This is a genomic window from Hoylesella marshii DSM 16973 = JCM 13450 (assembly GCF_000146675.1).
Lineage (GTDB): Bacteria > Bacteroidota > Bacteroidia > Bacteroidales > Bacteroidaceae > Prevotella > Prevotella marshii.
Window position 1 is genome coordinate 542,234 of sequence record NZ_GL397214.1, and the last position, 17,575, is coordinate 559,808.

Consider the following 17,575-nt stretch of genomic DNA (forward strand, 5'->3'; position numbering starts at 1 on the left):
CACTTCGATATCTCGATTTGTCGAACTATCGAATTATCGATAAAACAACAAAATAATAAAAGGAAAGAGCCGGCACCTCATCTCATTACCGCAATAACACAGATGGATCTCCTTTGGTCTTTTCTCTTGTTTTCTCTCTATTTCCCTGCTTTTCCTCATTTCTTGCAGCGGTGCTTCCGAGGGTTTACTTTTGCACTCGATAAGTACGGCAATGGACTGCATAACAGTTTGTTTGCCGAGTAACAATAAAGTAATCAAAACAAAATCAAGGCAATGAAACTCATTATCATCGACCGCAAAGCGTGGGAGCGACACCACTCCGAATTTGCAGACTTTATCCACAGTATCGAACAACTCATCGGCAATCCGCCCGAAACGGACGAATGGCTTGACAACGAAGCCGTGTGCAAGCGTTTGGGCATCAGCAAACGTACCCTGCAATCATACAGAGATACGGGGAAAATCCCTTTCTCAATGATTGGACACAAGTGCTATTACAAGGAGAGCGACATCACGGAGTTACTGAACGCAAACAATGAATGAACTATGACAGAGAACGAAATCATTACACAGCAAGCCCCTCAGATGCAGATGTTTGCACAACTGATGGAGGGCATCTTAAAGAAACTGGAGCGTTATTGCGCTACCGCCCGTCCGATGCTGGGCGGAGAGGTTTACCTCACTGGCGAGGAGGTTTGCAGCCAATTACGGCTCAGCACACGCACGCTCCAAGAGTACAGAAACTTAGGAACACTTCCTTTCTACAAAATCGGAGGGAAGATACTTTACAAACAGAGCGACATACAAACAATGCTTGAAAGGCATTATAACGCAATACCCAAGAAATTATGGCAAGAATAGATGAACAAAGGAAACAGCGTCTGGAACAAGCCCTTCGAGATATGGGCAATTATGGCGTTAAGCTCCGCAAGCCAGAAGAGTTGCCCGATTTTGATCAGCCCATAGATTATGAAGAGGAAAAGAAAAGATTTGAGCCTGTTAAAGTTGAGGAACAAAATGACAAGGAGAGTCACAAGGACTATTCTCAACCGTCCAATCAAGAAACAGAGTTGTCACCAAAGGAAAGGGCTACTTCTACTGAAGAGAATCATCAACGAATGGGAAAAACAAGGGACAGGAAGCAATTATCCGAGTTTCAGGGGAAATATCTCCAGCCCTTTCGCAACAGCCACCGCAAAGCCGTGTATGTATCAGAGGAAACTCAACGAAAGTTGGACTTCGTGGTGAGGAAAATCGGTGAACAGGGAGCAAGCGTTTCAGGATATGTGGAGCAGGTGCTTCGAGAACATCTCGACCAATACAAAGATGATGTGGAAAGATGGCGGAAACTCTGAAGTACTGCATTCCTCGAATGCAAGCCTACGCTGAGTTACTGTATTCAGTGAATGCAGTAACACGGCATGGGCTTATAATCCCATTTTCTACATCAGCAAGGTGTGTCTTTGTCCGACAAACTACCGTTTGTCCCACAAAAACCCTTGCCCCGAAGGGGATTAAATCACTCCAAAGTCGTGATTAGACAACAAACAAAACAAGTTAAGATTATGCCTAAATTAGAAATAGCCAACAACAACCGCTACGGTCATCGTAGGATAGAAGAAGTGCCACGCTGGGACAGATGGGACACCCGTATGCCAGATGTGAAAGACCAACTGCGAGCCATCGACCTGTACAACAAGTCGGGGGCAGTGAGCAAGTCCGATTTCGTTCGTGCCCGTATCCTTGGAGAGAGATTCAAGGTGATAATGGTGGATAAGTCCGCAGTTGAGTATTACCGCAAGCTCTCTGAACTCACAGCCCAAGTACATAAGATTGGCATAAACTATAATCAAGTCGTCCGCTTGATGCACCTTTATACGGCAGAGAAAAGTGTAAAAGCTTTGTTGCAGGAACTTATCCAACTAACAAAAGAACTCACTACCTTCCAAGAGAAAGCAGTGAGTTTAACCATTGACTATCGGGAGAGATAAGGAATGTGCGATGGAATTATATTCCCCCAAGCATTTTTTGCAGCAGATTGCCCGATGTTCGTGTTATTTGGAAGTCTATGGTTTGGTTTTCTACTGTTTTTATGTCGGCTGGCTTGAAACGACAAAGGGCTTCCTGACGCTCCAATGTGTCACGGACGGAAGAAAGGTCCTGTATCTGCCCTGCAAACGTTCCATAGGGAGATTGCAGATAAATCATTTGTCTGTTTACATTGTCGGGGCGTTTATTCTCGAACTTTAATAAGATGGTTATATCTGTGCTGTCCGCTGGTGTTGCGGTTGTTGCTCCGTGTACGGTAGCCGTTCCCGAATACACTTGTTTATAAGGCAGGAAATAGGCTACGGCTAACAGACAAAGCAAAACAGCTCCTATGGCAGTAATACCATAACGAACGAGAGATGAGGGTATCTGCCCCACGATGCTGCGTACTTTCTCGCTGCGGAGCTCAAAACTCCGTTCCTGTTTCTTTTCCTGGTTTTCCATATCAGTTACCCAATTCTAATTGATTCTTCACTAAGGCAAAATATTTACCACGTTTAGCAGTCAGATCCTCGTGTGTACCTACCTCTACAATTTTACCTTCATCCAAAACTACAATTTGGTCGGCATCGCGAACAGTGGAAAGGCGGTGTGCCACTACTACAACTGTTTTTCCCTTGTAGAACTCCGAGAGGTTTTCTGTAATGGCTCGTTCATTGTTGGCATCGAGGGCATTGGTCGCTTCATCCAGAAAGACAAACATTGGATTCTTATAGACTACCCTTGCTATCAAAATGCGTTGTCGTTGTCCCTGACTGATGCCCTGTCCGTCCTGTCCTATCATCGTGTTGTAAGCCAAAGGCAGGGCTTCGATGTAGTCAGCGATGTTTGCCACACGGGCAGCATGGCGGATACGTTCGATGTCGGGTTCATCATCCGATATGGCAATATTCCTCGCAATGGTATCGGAGAAGAGATACCCCTCCTGCATTACCGCACCGCATTGGCTTCGCCACCAGCCGAGATTATATTCATTCAGATTGGCACTGCCGACTTGAACGCTTCCTTTCAGAGGTTCATAGAACCCCAACAAGAGTTTAACGAGTGTGGTCTTTCCGCTTCCACTCGCCCCCACGATTGCGGTTACTTTGCCGTTAGGTATGGAGAGATTGATGTCTGAGAGAATATCTTTTGGGCTGTAGATGTCGTATTTGAAAGAGAGGTCTTTTATCTTGAGGGAATGTCCCTCAAGTGTTTCGTCAATGTAGGCATTCCGTGTTCTTTTCGCATTCTCCTCGTTAGTCTCTGTATGAATTTCGTTCATACGGTCAAGGCTGATGCTCACGTCTTGCCAAGAATAGATAAACTGAATGAGCTGTTCCACGGGGCTGTTGAGCTGTCCAATGATGTACTGCACTGCCAGCATCATACCAAGCGTCATATTGCCTTGTATGACAGAAGTTGCAGCAAAAACGGTAATCAAGATATTTTTTATCTCGTTGATGGTGATGCTTCCTGCCTGTTGTATTTGCTGAAGATTAAGACTTTGCAGATTGACCTTGAAAAGGTCGGCTTGCACGTCCTCCCATTCCCAACGCTTGCGCTGCTCACATCCCTGCAACTTGATTTCCTGCATACCACCTATGAGTTGGTAGGTAACGTTGCGGTTTCGCCCTGCCTGCTCGAAATATTTGTAGTCCAACTGCCTGCGCTTTTTGAGAAAAAGGATAATCCATCCGGCATAAAGCGATGTCCCCGAGAGGAATACAAGGAAGATGCCAAGATTATAGACTGCAAGGACGACACCGAAGACAAGGAAGGTGAAGAACGAGAATAGCAGGCTCAGACTGCTTGAGGTGAGGAACTGCTCCACACGTCGGTGGTCTTCAATACGTTGCAAGAGGTCGCCCATCAGTTTGGTGTCGAAGAACTTCATCGGTAGTTTCATCAATTTGATGAAGAAATCCGAGATGAGCGAGATATTGATACGTGTGGAGATGTGCAGGAGTATTTTGGAGCGGATAAAGTCGATGGCGGTACGGCTGAAAAGTAGCATCATTTCTGCCAAGAGCACTAACCATACAAAGCCTATATCCTTTCCTCCTATACCTGTATCAACGATGGCTTGAGTGAGGAAGGGGAAAATGAGTTGCAGGAGCGAGCCGAGCAACAGACCGAGAATGAGTTGCGTAAAGAATCTCTTGTACTTTTTGAGATAGTTCCAAAGGAACTTCGCGCGGCTTTGAGTCGGTGCTGTTTCTGTATCGTTTTGAGCATAGAACTGTTCTGTCGGTTCAAGAAGAAGGGCGACACCTTTCTCCTCACCGTTGGTCTTAGTACTTACCCAATGCTCGCAGAACTCCTCTTGGGTATAGGAAACAAGTCCTTTGCCAGGGTCGGCAACATATACGGTATATTTTCCTTTTTTGTGCTTTTTTATTTTATAGACAACAACAAAATGATTTTGATTCCAATGAACAATGCAGGGCAAAGGAACTTCAAATGCAAGTGTATCAAAACTTAATCGACCTCCAACAGTCTTGAAACCGATAGTTTCTGCAGCCTTACTGATACCAAGCAAAGAAACTCCCTCTCGATTTAATGAACAAACTGTTCTAATTGAATCAATATTAAAATCGCGACCATAATGCTTAACTATCATTGCTAAGCAAGAAGGTCCACAATCTTTTGCGTCACGTTGTCTAACTAAGGTGTACATTTATGATATATAAAACTATACTAAAAATACTATACTAAAGTAAATATTAAATTTGCAAAAATATTATCACTGCAAATTCAATCGTTTCTGATTGCTTTCATTGGTGTTCAATCTTCTAAATGTATCCTTAAATCCATTGAATGTATATTTAATGGTCAGTAAAAGAAAGCGACTATCGAAATCAGGAGTTGTTTGTACTTTGATATTATCTATGAATACATTTGTTTTTGATATAGATTTATGTAATAAATCGTTACCTCTCAAGATAATTTGTAAACGATTATCTTTGAAGAAATTTTGCCGTATCCAAAAAGATAAACCATACTTAGGTGATTCCAATACTCCCAAGAAACCATTTTTTGAAGAGTAAGATAAATCTATAGACGCCATCATTTGCTTAGTAATGTCAAATTGATTGACCAAGGTAAATGCAATATTTGGATTTCTAGGTGCATAAGTATCTAAGTATTTAATTTTTGTTGGAATATAACGAAATGAAGCATTATAAGCAAATCTATATATACCGAATTTATCTGAATAACTTGCATTAAACAACCATGTATTGTAATCTACATTGACGGGAGAATTCAATAGAGCTCCATTTAATTCAGAATTTTCGGTGAACTTCCACAAAACAGCATTAGCGTCATGTATGTATCTTCCCTGTAAGACAAATTTATTCTTCCATACCATAGATAAGGAATAAATGTATCTATCATTAGATTTAAGAGATGAATTACCTTTTTCATATAAATAAGGATTTATATAATGCAAAAGAGGGGAAATATCCCTAAACATTGGTCGTGAATTCTGAGTAATAATACTTCCAATGAATAGCAAATCGGGATTTATCTGCCATTGGGCTGTTATACGAGGAAAGAGTTTAAAGTATGTATCAGTAATACTATTTGTTTTATTTTGCTCATATTCAGAATGAAAAATGCTTCCTCTAACCCCTGCGGTGATAAAGAGTTTATTCCATTTTTGATTTATAGTTGCAAATAAACTGAGTTCATCATCTTGAAGATTACTCGTTATATTATAGAATGGAGTCGTAGTATTCTCAAAAATGTAATTTGAATAGCCTTTGTTCAGAATAGAATTTCCTTGAAAGCCCATATTTAGAGAGAAACCCTTTTTCGAGTTGTAGTCGTACTCTATCTTTGTATTAAATGCGTTATAGTCATTTTTACCATTTATCCAAGAACGGTTTTTACTGTTTGATACTAAATCTATCTCTGATTTTGTTTTAGCGTAGAAATAACCGCCAGAAACAGATAGTTGTTGCTTATCTGTCATTGTATAATTTACCAACAAATCGGCATTGGCAGAAATATTACGACTTCTTTCATCTTGATGAGTGTTGGAATATAGTGTATTCAGACCATATTCATAGTTATACTCATCTCCTTGGGTATTCGCTTTCTTATTGGAGATATTTATATCACCCTGAAATGTTATATTAAATTTTTGATTGGGTCTGTAACTGAAACTTTCGACAATATGGTGAGCAGGCTTGGAAAGAATTTCATTATTGTAAGAGATGGAAGACCGTTCCGTTTCCCTTTAGGGCTTAATACATCGTATTGATTGGTACCTGTGTTATCTTCATTGAGGTATGAAAAATTATAAGACAATAAATTATCCCATTTCTTTTTTGATAAAGAAATTCTCAATACATCCTCTTCTGTATACCGCCGTCCGAACAAAGAATTATGTTCCACCTGAGCAGAAAAGTAATCTGTTAATTGTTGGTTTGTTGTAATAGAAATAATACAACCATATTGAGCCGAATATTTAGCTGGTGGATAGTAATTAACATTTACCGTTTTTATTTGTTCAGGACGGAGCGTACCGATTCTATCGTATGATTTTTGTTCTACTCCATTCAATATATACAAAGGTGTGCCTCCTGATATAGGTACAACTCTTCCACCGGTCGCCAACATTCCTGGAAGAAAAGCAAGAACATCTGCAACTTCGGGTAATTTTTTTAACTCTGATTTTGAGACGTCTATTTCAAATGTTCCTTCTGAAACTTTATAGACTGCTCTTTTTCCTTTAACTATAACCTCTTGCAACGTGTTGGAATTCGGTTCTAACTGGATAACAGTTGGAAGAGGAATAGAGACTCGTGCTTGTTTATATCCCATAAATCTGACAGCAATAAATTTACCATCAGTTCCTTCTTTGCTTATATTGAACACCCCTTTTGAATCAGTTGTTGTACTTTTTAAAATTTCTCCTTCTTCTGTAATTAATAGTACGGTGGCATAGGGTAAAGGTTCTTGTACCTCATCAACTACGGTAGCTGATAACATCAATGTATCTTGAGGTACTATTGCTGCTTGAGATTGAAAACTGAAAACAGAAATTAAAATTAAAATTAAAACACGAAACATTACAACAAGAAAGTTATAGAGATATAAAGTTGTAAATAAAAATAAAATGTCTGACTATGAACGAAAGAGCATAGTCAGACACAGAAACTCTTAAGGCTTTGTTGTTACTCTGTCAATGATGACAGTCCCATCATCCTTAATCGTTGTTGTAATGGTGGTTGTTGAACCATCTGCATTGATAATGGTTTTAGTTGCAGTTACATCACCGCCACCATTGATAAAACCCATTTCGTCTTTTGAAAAGACTTCTAAAGCTAATGCTTTCATAACTAAATAGAATAAAGTTTATACTTGGCTCGGTATTCTCCGAACCGTTAATTAAAATTTGGATGTCAGAGTTTCGCACGATGTGCATATTAACAGACATTCAATTGCAATATTACGAAAAGAAAACGAGAAAAACAAATTTTTCGCCACGTTTTTTGCGATTTCCATTATTTTGTGTCGTTTTTCATAATGAAATGACTATCTTTGCAACTATAAATTAAGTGTTCATTGAAGCATTGCAAAATAAAGAAAGGGAAAGAAACTCGCTCGTTTCCATCTCGTAACCCATTTACCCTTTATTCATTCTTATTTTATTGATTATCTGAAAGATACAATATTCTTGAATCTTTTGCGCGCGTAATCAGTTGCAATCAGCATCTTTGCCTTTTCCTCACTCTCGCTCAACGGCGCACGCCCCAAAAGCGTGGCATCACCGTTTTTGGCAAACTCCATCAACTTGCCGATAAACTCCTCCTGTTCAGGTGTCGGCGGAATGTTATGGAGTATCTCGTTTTTTTCGGGACGATCGATGCCTATATCCTTTGCTGTGCGGAAATCGCAAATCTCCGCATAAAAGTAATAGAAGTGGATGTAACCTGCTGATTATAAAGGGAAAACATAATATAGAATAATAAAAGCTGAACGAGTTAGAAACGAGTGAGTTTCTTTCCCTTTCTTTATTCTGCAACGCCCCAAAGAACACTTAAATTGATAATGCAAAGATAATATTTTCTGATGAAAGCAGTGTGTTTTTACGGAAATAAATTGTAGGAGCACTTAAAATCATTACCAACTAATTTTAATGGAAGTAATTTGTCAGAATTTTTTAGCCTTATTGCCTAATCAGCAAAAATGAATAGAAACAACTATTTTTCTATTGCAAAATGCAAAAAAGAGAGAAATGAAACTTTTTGAAGAAAAATTCCCCGAAATATTTGGCGGATTGAAATAATTTGCATAATATTGCACTTACAAACACAGAACGAACGTTCTGTTTTGAATTTAGCAAGTATGAAATAATGGAAAAACAAACAGATAAAGAAAGCATAAGCAAAAGGGATATTATCCTTAATGAATCGTTCAGGCTATTTCTGAAAAAAGGTTATGCAGCAGTATCATTCGCAGACTTGGTCGAAGCAACCAACGTTTCTCGTGGAAATATGTTTCATCACTTCAAGAATAAAGAAGATATTTTCCATCATGCTGTTGATAGGTTTGTATTTCAATTCTTGACCAATGATGCTCCCGACCTTCTTGCGTTTACAAGTTCAATGCCATTAAAGGACTTCATCGACAATCGTATAAAAAATATCGGTCGCCGTATGAAATCATTTTTTATGATGACAAAAGGCACCGTTACTTGTAGTGTACTGAATAAGTTGACACTTTCTAAATCAAAAAAGGAGTAAAAATTTATGTCTCATTACAATGAATCAGAGAAAATACTGTTATTACATCAGTATGTAACAAGTGGCTTAACCTTGCATGAGTTCTCTTCTCGTCATGGTATCCCTTTAAGCACATTCCATCGTATTTATACCGAATATGGCTCACCCGACGTCTCGTCAGTAGCATATCTTATGAAAAAAGAAGATATCCCCGTTCAGCTCGAAGAGCTACAAGCGCAGCTATTACGCGAGCGCAAGGCTCATGAAAAAGAGATCAAACGTCTTGAAAAAGAATTGGCCGTTGAAAAACTTTATGGTTTGGCCAACAAGACGATGATCGACCTTGCTGAGAAGAAATACAACATCCGCATACGAAAAAACTCCGCTGCCAAGTAATCAAGACCTTGTCGCAGGGAAAAGAAAGACAGGAGCTAGTAAGTCATCCTGTCAGTTTACTCTGCGGTTATCTTGGCATAAGCAGACAAGGATATTATCGCCATGTGGATCGCTCTTTGGAGTTAGACGTCCTGCGCAGCAGCATCGTGTTCTATGCGCAGGAGCTTCGCACCTCTTTACCCAAGGCCGGCATACGCATCCTTTACGAGCTATGCCGTCGCAAGTATGCAGATAAGTTTACCATCGGGCGCGACCAATGCTATGAGCTCTTCCGCTCTAACGGTCTGTGCCTTCGCCGTCGCAAACGCCCAAGGACGACCAACTCCAATCACCACTACCACATCTATGAAGACCTTCTCAACACAACGCCCAAGCTACATCCCGCCCGCTTCGGCGAGCTGTGCGTTACGGATATCACCTACGTGGCAACCTCTTCAGGTTGGGCCTATCTCTCCTTAGTAACCGATGCCGCTTCACGTCTGATCGTGGGCTGGTGCCTGCATCCGACCCTTGAGAGACAAGGTCCGATGAAAGCCCTCTCTATGGCCATCGATTTCTACAGAAAGTATAATGTCGAACTCTCGCAACTCATACACCACTCCGACCGCGGCGTGCAATACTGCTGCAATGAGTACGTTGACAAACTCAAATCTCTTGGAATACAAATAAGCATGACACAAACCGGAGACCCATTGCACAACGCTCTGGCCGAGAGGATGAACAATACGCTCAAGAACGGTTGGCTCTTCAGTACAGAAGACAAAAGTCTGCAGCAGGTCAGGCGCCTTACAAAGAAAGCCATCGACCTGTACAACACGTTCAGACCGCATCAGAGCCTGCAGATGAGAACGCCAATGGAAGAAGTCGGAAGGTTGACGGCATAACTCTCTTGGTATACATTATTAAGTCAAACAATAAAAGAAGGAGGTAGAAACAACCGCAACAAGAAAATAAAAGAGTAATTTTGCAATTAGAAGACAACTGTCAACTAACTATGTAGTTAAGAAAAGAACACGACAAGCGTATTTGAACTTAGCAAATAAACTTGTCAAAGAAGAATGAAATTAAGAACCAAAGTTGTCAACTAATTCCAGGACATTGCACTCCTGCCAATTTCATGTCATTTATCCTGTATCTGAAAGACAACTACCCGGATTGGAAAGAGAAATTTCAAGAATATGAGAATAGAAAGAACCTTGAGTGGAAAGAGGTAATAGAACTTGCCAAACAGAAAGGAGAGATTACCCAAACGGTGGAAACAGAAAATATTATATCTTCCATTAGAAATATATATCTTGGATTGTCATACAGAAGTGCATTGAGCAGCCAACTTTCCATTTCCGAATTGAAAGAACAAATATACATAATATATAATTTAATAACCAAACAATATTCCTATGAAAAAAGCAGCATATATCAATAGCGTATCGGCATATCTTCCTAATTCTCCCATCGCCAATGAGGAAATGGAGGACTATATCGGGGAAATTGGTGGAAATCCGTCAAGGGTTCGTTCCATTGTCCTTAGACAAAATGGCATCAAAACGAGATATTACGGGTTGGACAAAAACCAAAACCTAACACACTCGAATGCAGAGTTGGCAAAGGAGGCCGTATGTGGGCTATTTGAGAATAGACAAATGGGACTATCCAGACCCTAGTTGTCCTCATGCTCCAAATGTCTACAATGATATTTATTTGTAATTTTATGTTTCGAATGAGAAGTTCTCGTATTTTCAAAAACATCTTCTCTATATTAAGTAGGGAGATGAAGTTTGTAAGCTTATTAGTTCTTGTTTTGTTGTCTATACAGAGTTCTTATGGACAGCAGGTTTCGGGAGTAGTACAGCATGACAACAATGCGATAGAGTATTGTAATGTGATGGTTAAAAATGTGGAAGATTCTGCATTCGTTTCCGGAACAGTAACAGACCAATTGGGAACCTTCGTGATTGACAAGATAGATGTTGGCAACTACTTCTTGGAAGTTTCATGTGTAGGCTATGAAAAACAGAGAATCCCCTTTACAATTACTTCCAACCAGAATATCCATTTGCGAGTAGAGCTTCTACGCAATGAAACTTTCTTGGACGAAGTTACAGTTACGGCTTCTCATAAAATTTGGAAGAGAACGAATAATTCATTAGCGATGAAAGTCGAGGGGACTCCGCTTGCCGATATGATTTCCGCTATTGATGTTTTAGCATATATGCCGGGAGTTATAGCTGATAATTCCGGCATAAAACTAATTGGCAAAGACAATCTGCTCATTTTGATAGATAATCGTGTAGTATCTTCATTTTCAGAAATAGAAAACCTAAATGTTAACTCTATTAAAACAGTTGCTCTTGAGAAAAATGCAGGCGTGCGATATAACAGCAAGTATAAATCTGTCTTGCGAATTACCACAAAGGAGCGCAGTGGTAATTCTGTGGAAATAAGCCAAAGGACGAAAGTAGGTAGGAAAATTTCCAATACAGAAAACGCCAACTTTTATCTCGCATCAAATAAAATAACACTTAATGGCGGAGTTATCACGAGTTTCCGTAACGATTTGAATTACTACACTGTGGAAACACAAAATGTAGAGAATAATGTCCAATACATTAGTCGGCAGTCAATACAAAACAAACGAAAAGGCTTTGATGCTTCGTTTGGACTTAAATATGAGTTCAGCAACAACCACTACTTGCAGCTATATGATGATTTCTATTATGCGGGAAACAAGCCGATTAACAAAAGTACTACAGAATATATTGAACCCGGCTTGCACGAACAGATATTCACAGAGATTGCACCAAATTACAATGAAAAGAATAATCGGTTGAACCTCTTCTATAATCTGCCGGTATTGAAAGATAGTCATTTAGAATTAAATCTTGACTACATATATCAATCTTCCGATGACAACCAAACAATCAAGAACTCCAACAAACAAAAAACAAATGAGTTTTGCATAATTTATAAAGGACGTTATAACGTTTATCTGGCTCAGCTAAACTATGTGGGCACACTTTGGCGTTCATTTGACGGAAATCTGGGCTTAGACTATATGAACTTGACGAACAATACCTTTTCCTATAATAACGCGGAAATGGCGAAAGCGATAAATAACGAGGGAGAACATAAAGAACAACAGATTGCATATTACATCAACCTGAAAAAGCAATTAAATAAATTTGGGCTTCAAGCAGGTATCAGATACGAAACGGTTTGGCTGAAATATAAAGATACGAAAGAATATGCCGAACAAACAAAACGAATTAGCAGTCTGTTCCCGTTTATGTCTTTGGAGGTAAATTTGTCTTCCAAATGGAACCTTTCCCTGACGTACGACAGAAAGATGAACCTTCCTTCTTATCAACAATTAAATCCCATCATAACCTATTACGACAAGTATAGTTATAGAATAGGAAATCCGAATTTGGAACCGGTTTACTTTAACAATTTCTCATTAAGTGCATTGTACGACAATATTTTGAACCTTTATGCGGAATACTCATTCATAAGGAACCAAATACAGGAAGTACCGATGACTGATGCTGCCAACCGACAAGTGATTAAAGTAATTCCTGTCAATATAGCGAAGAACCATCAAATAAGCATCGGAGCAAACCTGACGAAACGATTTGGAAAGCATCAGATAGGTTTCCACAGTGCACTGTTAGCGCAAAAAAATCAATTAGACAATTTACAGGTTGAAAAACATCGTTTTTTTACCTCTGTCTATGTGTCGGTTAATTATAACTATCGCTTACGGGATAATATAAACTATTACGTGAGAATGAATTATACCGGAAAGACAGAAGATACCGTCTTTAAACAGTATCCGGCATTCAGCACCAGCACTGGCATTACTTTCAGTTTCTTTGATAAGAGAATGCAACTGAATATTGCTTGCAACGACCTTTTTCGTACCGAAAACTCCGATTGGGAAGTCAAGTATTTAAACATTAACAACTTACAAAGAAACAACGCAGACTCGCGATATTTTTCTATTTACCTTAAATACAATGTCAACAAGACTTCTCGCAAGAATAAAGTAAAGAGTTTGGATAATATACTGAATAGGCTGTAGTGCAACATTAACTTTGCTTTTAACTCTATTGTATGATTTTTTATAGTTTTGCAAAACAATGTGATGCAATGGATTGTGGTCCCTCTTGTTTGGTAATGATTGCCAAGCACTATGGAACACACCCCAATATTGAAGCTATACGAAAGACTTGCGATCTCGGTAAGGGAGGTGTTTCTCTCCTCGGGATTAGTAAGGCGGCAGAGGAGATTGGCTTTAAAACTATCGGTGGTCGATTGAGTTTTGACACGCTTACGTCAGAAGTAGCCTTACCTTGCATCATTCATTGGAACCAGAACCACTTTGTGGTTGTTTATAAGATAAAGAAACGCAGAGGTAATCAATATGAAGTTTATGTGGCAGATCCTGGAAAAGGACTTATAACCTATACCAAGGAGGAATTCTGCGAGCATTGGGTGAGTACTAAGACCAACGGCGAGGAGAAAGGTATTGCCCTTCTTCTCGAACCGACAGAAAAGTTCTATGTACAAAATGATACTGAAACTATTCCGACTCAGAACCGCGTAAAATTTCTTTGGAAATACCTCAGGAAGTACAGACGCTTCTTCATTCAATTGATACTTGGCTTGTTGCTCGGTTCGCTCCTGCAACTCGTCTTTCCTTTCCTCACACAAGCCATTGTGGATACGGGTATCGGAGGAAAGGACATTGGGTTCGTGTGGCTGGTTTTATTGGCTCAAATGATGCTTCTTTTCAGTCGTACAGCCATTGACTTCATTCGCTCCAAAATACTCTTGCACATTTCCACGCGCATCAATATCTCGCTTATCTCGGATTTCTTTATTAAACTGATGAAGTTGCCGATGAAGTTCTTCGATACCAAATTGATGGGCGACCTATTGCAACGCATTGAAGACCACCGACGTGTAGAACAGTTCCTCACATCAAGCAGTCTAAGTTTATTATTCTCGTTTTTCACTTTCCTTGTGTTTGGCATTGTGCTTGCGGTCTATAATCTCGGAATATTCCTTGTCTTCCTATTTGGGACATCGCTTTACGCAGTCTGGATTATCCTCTTCCTCAAAAAGCGCAGGCAGCTCGACTATAAATATTTTGAGCAGGCAGGGCGAAACCGTAACGTTACCTACCAGCTCATCAATGGAATGCAGGAAATCAAGTTGCAGGGCTGTGAACAGCGCAAACGTTGAGAATGGGAGGACGTACAAGCCGATCTGTTCAAGGTCAATCTGCAATCCTTGAACCTGCAGCAGATACAACAGGCAGGAAGCATCACCATCAACGAGGTAAAAAACATTTTAATTACCGTTCTCGCTGCCACAGCCGTGATACATGGAAACATGACGCTCGGTATGATGCTGGCTGTACAGTATATTATCGGACAGCTCAACAGTCCTGTGGAACAACTTATTCAATTTATCTACTCATGGCAGGACGTAAGCATCAGCCTTGACCGTATGAACGAAATACATACTGAGACTAATGAGGAAAATGCAGAAAGAACACAAAATGCCTATACGGATGAAAAATCCGAAGGACATTCCCTCACGATAAAAAACCTATCCTTTAAATACGACATTTATAGTTCTAAAGATATTCTATCGAATATCAACCTTTCTATTCCCAACGGTAAGGTAACGGCAATCGTGGGTCCAAGTGGAAGTGGGAAAACCACTCTTATCAAACTTCTTCTAGGCTTTTATGAACCGTTGAATGGAAACATTCAGATAGGTAACGCCAACTTAAATGAATACAATCTCGAATGGTGGCGAAGCCAGTGTGGAACTGTAATGCAGGAGGGCTACTTGTTCTCCGATACCATTGCGAGAAACATTGCCATATCTGACGATGAGCCCGGCATCGAACGCATCCGCCATGCAGCCCGTGTGGCAAACATCGCCGACTACATCGAAGCCCTGCCTTTGACTTATATAACACGATGATAGGACAGGATGGGCAAGGTGTCAGTCAAGGGCAACGACAACGCATACTTATTGCGAGGGTAGTCTATAAGAATCCGACGTTCGTATTTTTGGACGAAGCTACCAATGCCCTCGATGCCAACAACGAGCGAGCCATAACAGAAAACCTCTCGGAGTTCTACAAGGGAAAAACCGTAGTCGTAGTGGCACATCGTCTTTCCACTGTCCGCAATGCCGACCAAATAGTAGTTTTGGATGAAGGTAAAATTGTAGAGGTAGGGACACACGAAGAACTGACCGCCAAACGTGGTAAATACTTTGCCTTAGTAAAGAATCAATTAGAACTTGGTAACTAATATGGAAGAAGAAAAGAAACAAGAACGGAGTTTTGAACTGCGTAGCGAGAAAGTCCGCAGTATCGTGGGACAGATACCCTCCTCACTTGTCCGTTATGGCATTACCACCATCGGAACGGTGTTGCTCTGCCTTTTTGCTGTAGCCTACTTCCTGCCCTACAAGCAGGTTTATTATGGAACGGCTACTGTGCGTGAAATAAATAACACTCCAACCGACAGCATAGAGATAGCCATCTTGCTTCGATTCGAGAACAAACATCTCGAAAATATAAACGGACAAATAATTTATCTGCAATCGCCCTATGGAACGTTCGCAGGGCAGCTACGAGACCTTTTTATCGTACGTGACACTTTGGAACGTCAGGAAGCTCTCTGTCGTTTTAAGTCAGCCGAAATAAAATCAGTGGAAAACCAAACTGTAGACTTTCAAATAGTACACTCATCTGGTAATCTCCTACAAAAAATGCTTGGGGAATTATAATGGAGTCGGACATTTATCATCCCTCTCTCGATAATCAATCGTCAAACTCACCGCCTTCTCTTGTAGGGCGGTGAGTTCTTTTGTCAAGCGGATAAGCTCCTGCAACAGGGTTTGTGTCGTTGTTTCCCTCTCGGTGATGTGGAGAAAGCGCACCACCTGATTATAGTTCACTCCAATTTTATGGACTTCGGCAGTGAGTTCGGAGAGCTTGCGGTAATACTCCACAGCGGACTTGTCCACCGTTATCACCTTAAAATGCTCTCCTAATAACCTTGCACGCACGAACTCTGACTTGGACTTTGAGCCTGACTTGTGATAGAGGTCTATCACCCGAAGTTGGTCTTTCGGGTCGGGCAGGCGGACGTGCCAGTCGTCCCACTTGTCGGGCATATCACCATACCTTTGGGGTACTCTTTTCCTTGAATTATCACTTGCCATATTCTCTTGTTTTCGTTTCTCTAATTACGACTTTGGAGTGATTTATTCCCCCTTTCGGGGCAAGGGCCTTTGTGGGACAAACGGCAGTTTGTGTCACAAAGACACACCTTGCTGCTGATGTAGAAAATGGGATTATAAGCCCCTGCCGTGTTACTGCATTCATTGAATACGGTAACTCTGCACAGGCTTGCATTCGAGGATTGCTGTTGTTCAGAGTTTTCTCCATCTTTCCACATCTTCCTTGTATTGGTCGAGGTGTTCCCGAAGCACTTGTTCCACATATCCCGAAACGCTCGCTTCCTGCTCACCGATTTTCCGCACCACGAAGTCCAACCTTCGTTGGGTTTCCTCTGACACATATACGGCTTTGCGATGGCTGTTGCGAAAGGGGCGGAGGTATCTCCCTAGAAATCGGGCTAAATCCTCTCCGTCCTTGCTTTTTGTCTTGTTCTTACTCCCTTGATGAGAAACTTCTTCCGTGTCCATTTTAATTCTCTCTGAGCTGATTACTTTTTCCTCCGAAGCATCTTCATCATCAGAAGGGTTAAACATTGCAGTGCGCCGTGATGGAATTCCTGTTGTTCCGTCGTCTGCCATCCACTTCTGTGCGTCTTTCAATATCCTTTTTTGCCTCTCTTCCGCTGTCAATGGCTCTTCGGACAAAGCATCTTCTTCATGCTCTTCATCCATTTTTATAGGCTCAAATCTTTTCTTTTCCTCTTCATAGTCAGAGGGCTGGTCAAAATCTGGCAAATCTTCGGGCTTGCGGAGCTTAACGCCATAATTTCCCATATCTCTGAGGGCTTGTTCTAAGACTGCCTTTCTCTTTCTATCCATAGTTATTGTAATTTCTTGGGTATCGGGTTATAGTGTCTTTCAAGCATGGCGTGTATGTCGCTCTGCTTATAGAGTATCTTCCCTCCGATTTTGTAAAAAGGAAGCGTTCCTGCGTTTCTGTACTCTTGGAGCGTGCGTGTGCTGAGCCGTAATTGACTGCACACTTCCTCGCCCGAAAGGTAAACCTCACCGTCCAGCATCGGACGGACAGTGGAACAATATCGCTCCATTTTCTTCAATGTACCTTCCATCAGTTGTGAAAACAACTGCATCTGAGGGTCTTCCTGCGTAATGATTTCATTCTCTGCCATGGTTCATTCATTCTT

The 17,575-nt window shown here is 40.8% G+C and carries 16 protein-coding genes and 5 pseudogenes; 12 read left to right on the forward strand and 9 right to left on the reverse strand.

Going from position 1 to position 17,575, the window contains the following annotated elements:
* The first annotated feature begins 273 nt into the window (after positions 1–273).
* From HMPREF0658_RS02305 to HMPREF0658_RS02320, 4 genes are all read left to right on the forward strand, one after another.
* Positions 274–543, forward strand: coding sequence for a helix-turn-helix domain-containing protein (locus HMPREF0658_RS02305; RefSeq protein WP_004364877.1), 270 nt, complete (start codon positions 274–276; stop codon positions 541–543).
* Positions 544–546: 3 nt separating this feature from the next.
* Entirely contained in the window at positions 547–861 is a 315-nt protein-coding gene (locus tag HMPREF0658_RS02310; RefSeq protein ID WP_004364876.1) for a helix-turn-helix domain-containing protein, read from the forward strand.
* Positions 849–1,355 carry a DUF3408 domain-containing protein gene (locus HMPREF0658_RS02315; RefSeq protein ID WP_004364875.1) on the forward strand — a complete coding sequence of 169 codons (507 nt, stop codon included), beginning with the start codon at positions 849–851 and terminating at the stop codon, positions 1,353–1,355. Before HMPREF0658_RS02310 ends, HMPREF0658_RS02315 begins: the two co-directional genes overlap by 13 nt.
* Before the next feature lie 210 nt (positions 1,356–1,565).
* A complete protein-coding gene (locus tag HMPREF0658_RS02320; RefSeq protein WP_004364874.1) occupies positions 1,566–1,991 on the forward strand; it encodes a plasmid mobilization protein in 426 nt (141 codons plus the stop codon).
* A 16-nt stretch (positions 1,992–2,007) separates the two neighbouring features.
* On the opposite strand, the gene HMPREF0658_RS02325 is transcribed toward HMPREF0658_RS02320, so the two are convergent.
* The 6 genes and pseudogenes from HMPREF0658_RS02325 to HMPREF0658_RS12015 form a co-directional block, all read right to left on the reverse strand.
* Positions 2,008–2,493 carry a hypothetical protein gene (locus HMPREF0658_RS02325; RefSeq protein ID WP_004364872.1) on the reverse strand — a complete coding sequence of 162 codons (486 nt, stop codon included), beginning with the start codon at positions 2,491–2,493 and terminating at the stop codon, positions 2,008–2,010.
* A gap of 1 nt (position 2,494) precedes the next feature.
* A complete protein-coding gene (locus tag HMPREF0658_RS02330) occupies positions 2,495–4,708 on the reverse strand; it encodes a peptidase domain-containing ABC transporter (RefSeq protein ID WP_004364871.1) in 2,214 nt (737 codons plus the stop codon).
* 66 nt (positions 4,709–4,774) lie between these two features.
* Complete coding sequence (locus HMPREF0658_RS11800; protein WP_006948308.1) at positions 4,775–6,007, reverse strand: outer membrane beta-barrel protein; 1,233 nt, start codon at positions 6,005–6,007, stop codon at positions 4,775–4,777.
* 158 nt (positions 6,008–6,165) lie between these two features.
* Positions 6,166–7,110 carry a carboxypeptidase-like regulatory domain-containing protein gene (locus HMPREF0658_RS11805; protein ID WP_006948309.1) on the reverse strand — a complete coding sequence of 315 codons (945 nt, stop codon included), beginning with the start codon at positions 7,108–7,110 and terminating at the stop codon, positions 6,166–6,168.
* A gap of 90 nt (positions 7,111–7,200) precedes the next feature.
* Positions 7,201–7,377: a hypothetical protein gene (locus tag HMPREF0658_RS11590; RefSeq protein WP_006948310.1), complete on the reverse strand. Its 177-nt coding sequence runs from the start codon at positions 7,375–7,377 to the stop codon at positions 7,201–7,203.
* Positions 7,378–7,695: 318 nt separating this feature from the next.
* Positions 7,696–7,953: pseudogene (locus tag HMPREF0658_RS12015) on the reverse strand (helicase); the annotation flags it as partial.
* A 443-nt stretch (positions 7,954–8,396) separates the two neighbouring features.
* Between HMPREF0658_RS12015 and HMPREF0658_RS02345 the strand changes: the two are divergent.
* The 8 genes and pseudogenes from HMPREF0658_RS02345 to HMPREF0658_RS02380 form a co-directional block, all read left to right on the forward strand.
* Positions 8,397–8,738: pseudogene (locus HMPREF0658_RS02345) on the forward strand (TetR/AcrR family transcriptional regulator); the annotation flags it as partial.
* Positions 8,739–8,957: 219 nt separating this feature from the next.
* Entirely contained in the window at positions 8,958–9,161 is a 204-nt protein-coding gene (locus HMPREF0658_RS11810) for a hypothetical protein (RefSeq protein ID WP_006255059.1), read from the forward strand.
* Between the two features lie 8 nt (positions 9,162–9,169).
* Positions 9,170–10,045 (forward strand): IS3 family transposase, encoded by an 876-nt coding sequence (locus tag HMPREF0658_RS02355; RefSeq protein WP_006948317.1) that lies wholly within the window; start codon positions 9,170–9,172, stop codon positions 10,043–10,045.
* A gap of 209 nt (positions 10,046–10,254) precedes the next feature.
* Positions 10,255–10,584: pseudogene (locus tag HMPREF0658_RS11960) on the forward strand (hypothetical protein); the annotation flags it as partial.
* Positions 10,559–10,804, forward strand: a pseudogene (locus HMPREF0658_RS02365) (3-oxoacyl-ACP synthase); the annotation flags it as partial. The pseudogenes HMPREF0658_RS11960 and HMPREF0658_RS02365, both read left to right, overlap by 26 nt.
* Positions 10,805–10,929: 125 nt before the next feature.
* A complete protein-coding gene (locus tag HMPREF0658_RS02370) occupies positions 10,930–13,239 on the forward strand; it encodes an outer membrane beta-barrel protein (protein WP_232510388.1) in 2,310 nt (769 codons plus the stop codon).
* A gap of 68 nt (positions 13,240–13,307) precedes the next feature.
* A pseudogene (locus HMPREF0658_RS11905) lies at positions 13,308–15,493 on the forward strand (peptidase domain-containing ABC transporter).
* 1 nt (position 15,494) lies between these two features.
* Positions 15,495–15,974 carry a hypothetical protein gene (locus HMPREF0658_RS02380; protein ID WP_006948328.1) on the forward strand — a complete coding sequence of 160 codons (480 nt, stop codon included), beginning with the start codon at positions 15,495–15,497 and terminating at the stop codon, positions 15,972–15,974.
* Here HMPREF0658_RS02380 and HMPREF0658_RS02385 read toward each other — a convergent pair.
* The 3 genes from HMPREF0658_RS02385 to HMPREF0658_RS02395 all read right to left on the reverse strand — a co-directional run bounded on the left by HMPREF0658_RS02385 (position 15,969) and on the right by HMPREF0658_RS02395 (position 17,560).
* Entirely contained in the window at positions 15,969–16,412 is a 444-nt protein-coding gene (locus HMPREF0658_RS02385) for a plasmid mobilization protein (protein WP_006948330.1), read from the reverse strand. The two genes, HMPREF0658_RS02380 and HMPREF0658_RS02385, sit on opposite strands and share 6 nt — an antisense overlap.
* A 210-nt stretch (positions 16,413–16,622) precedes the next feature.
* Complete coding sequence (locus HMPREF0658_RS02390) at positions 16,623–17,249, reverse strand: DUF3408 domain-containing protein (RefSeq protein WP_006948332.1); 627 nt, start codon at positions 17,247–17,249, stop codon at positions 16,623–16,625.
* A gap of 2 nt (positions 17,250–17,251) precedes the next feature.
* Positions 17,252–17,560, reverse strand: coding sequence for a helix-turn-helix domain-containing protein (locus HMPREF0658_RS02395; protein ID WP_006948333.1), 309 nt, complete (start codon positions 17,558–17,560; stop codon positions 17,252–17,254).
* Positions 17,561–17,575: the final 15 nt, after the last annotated feature.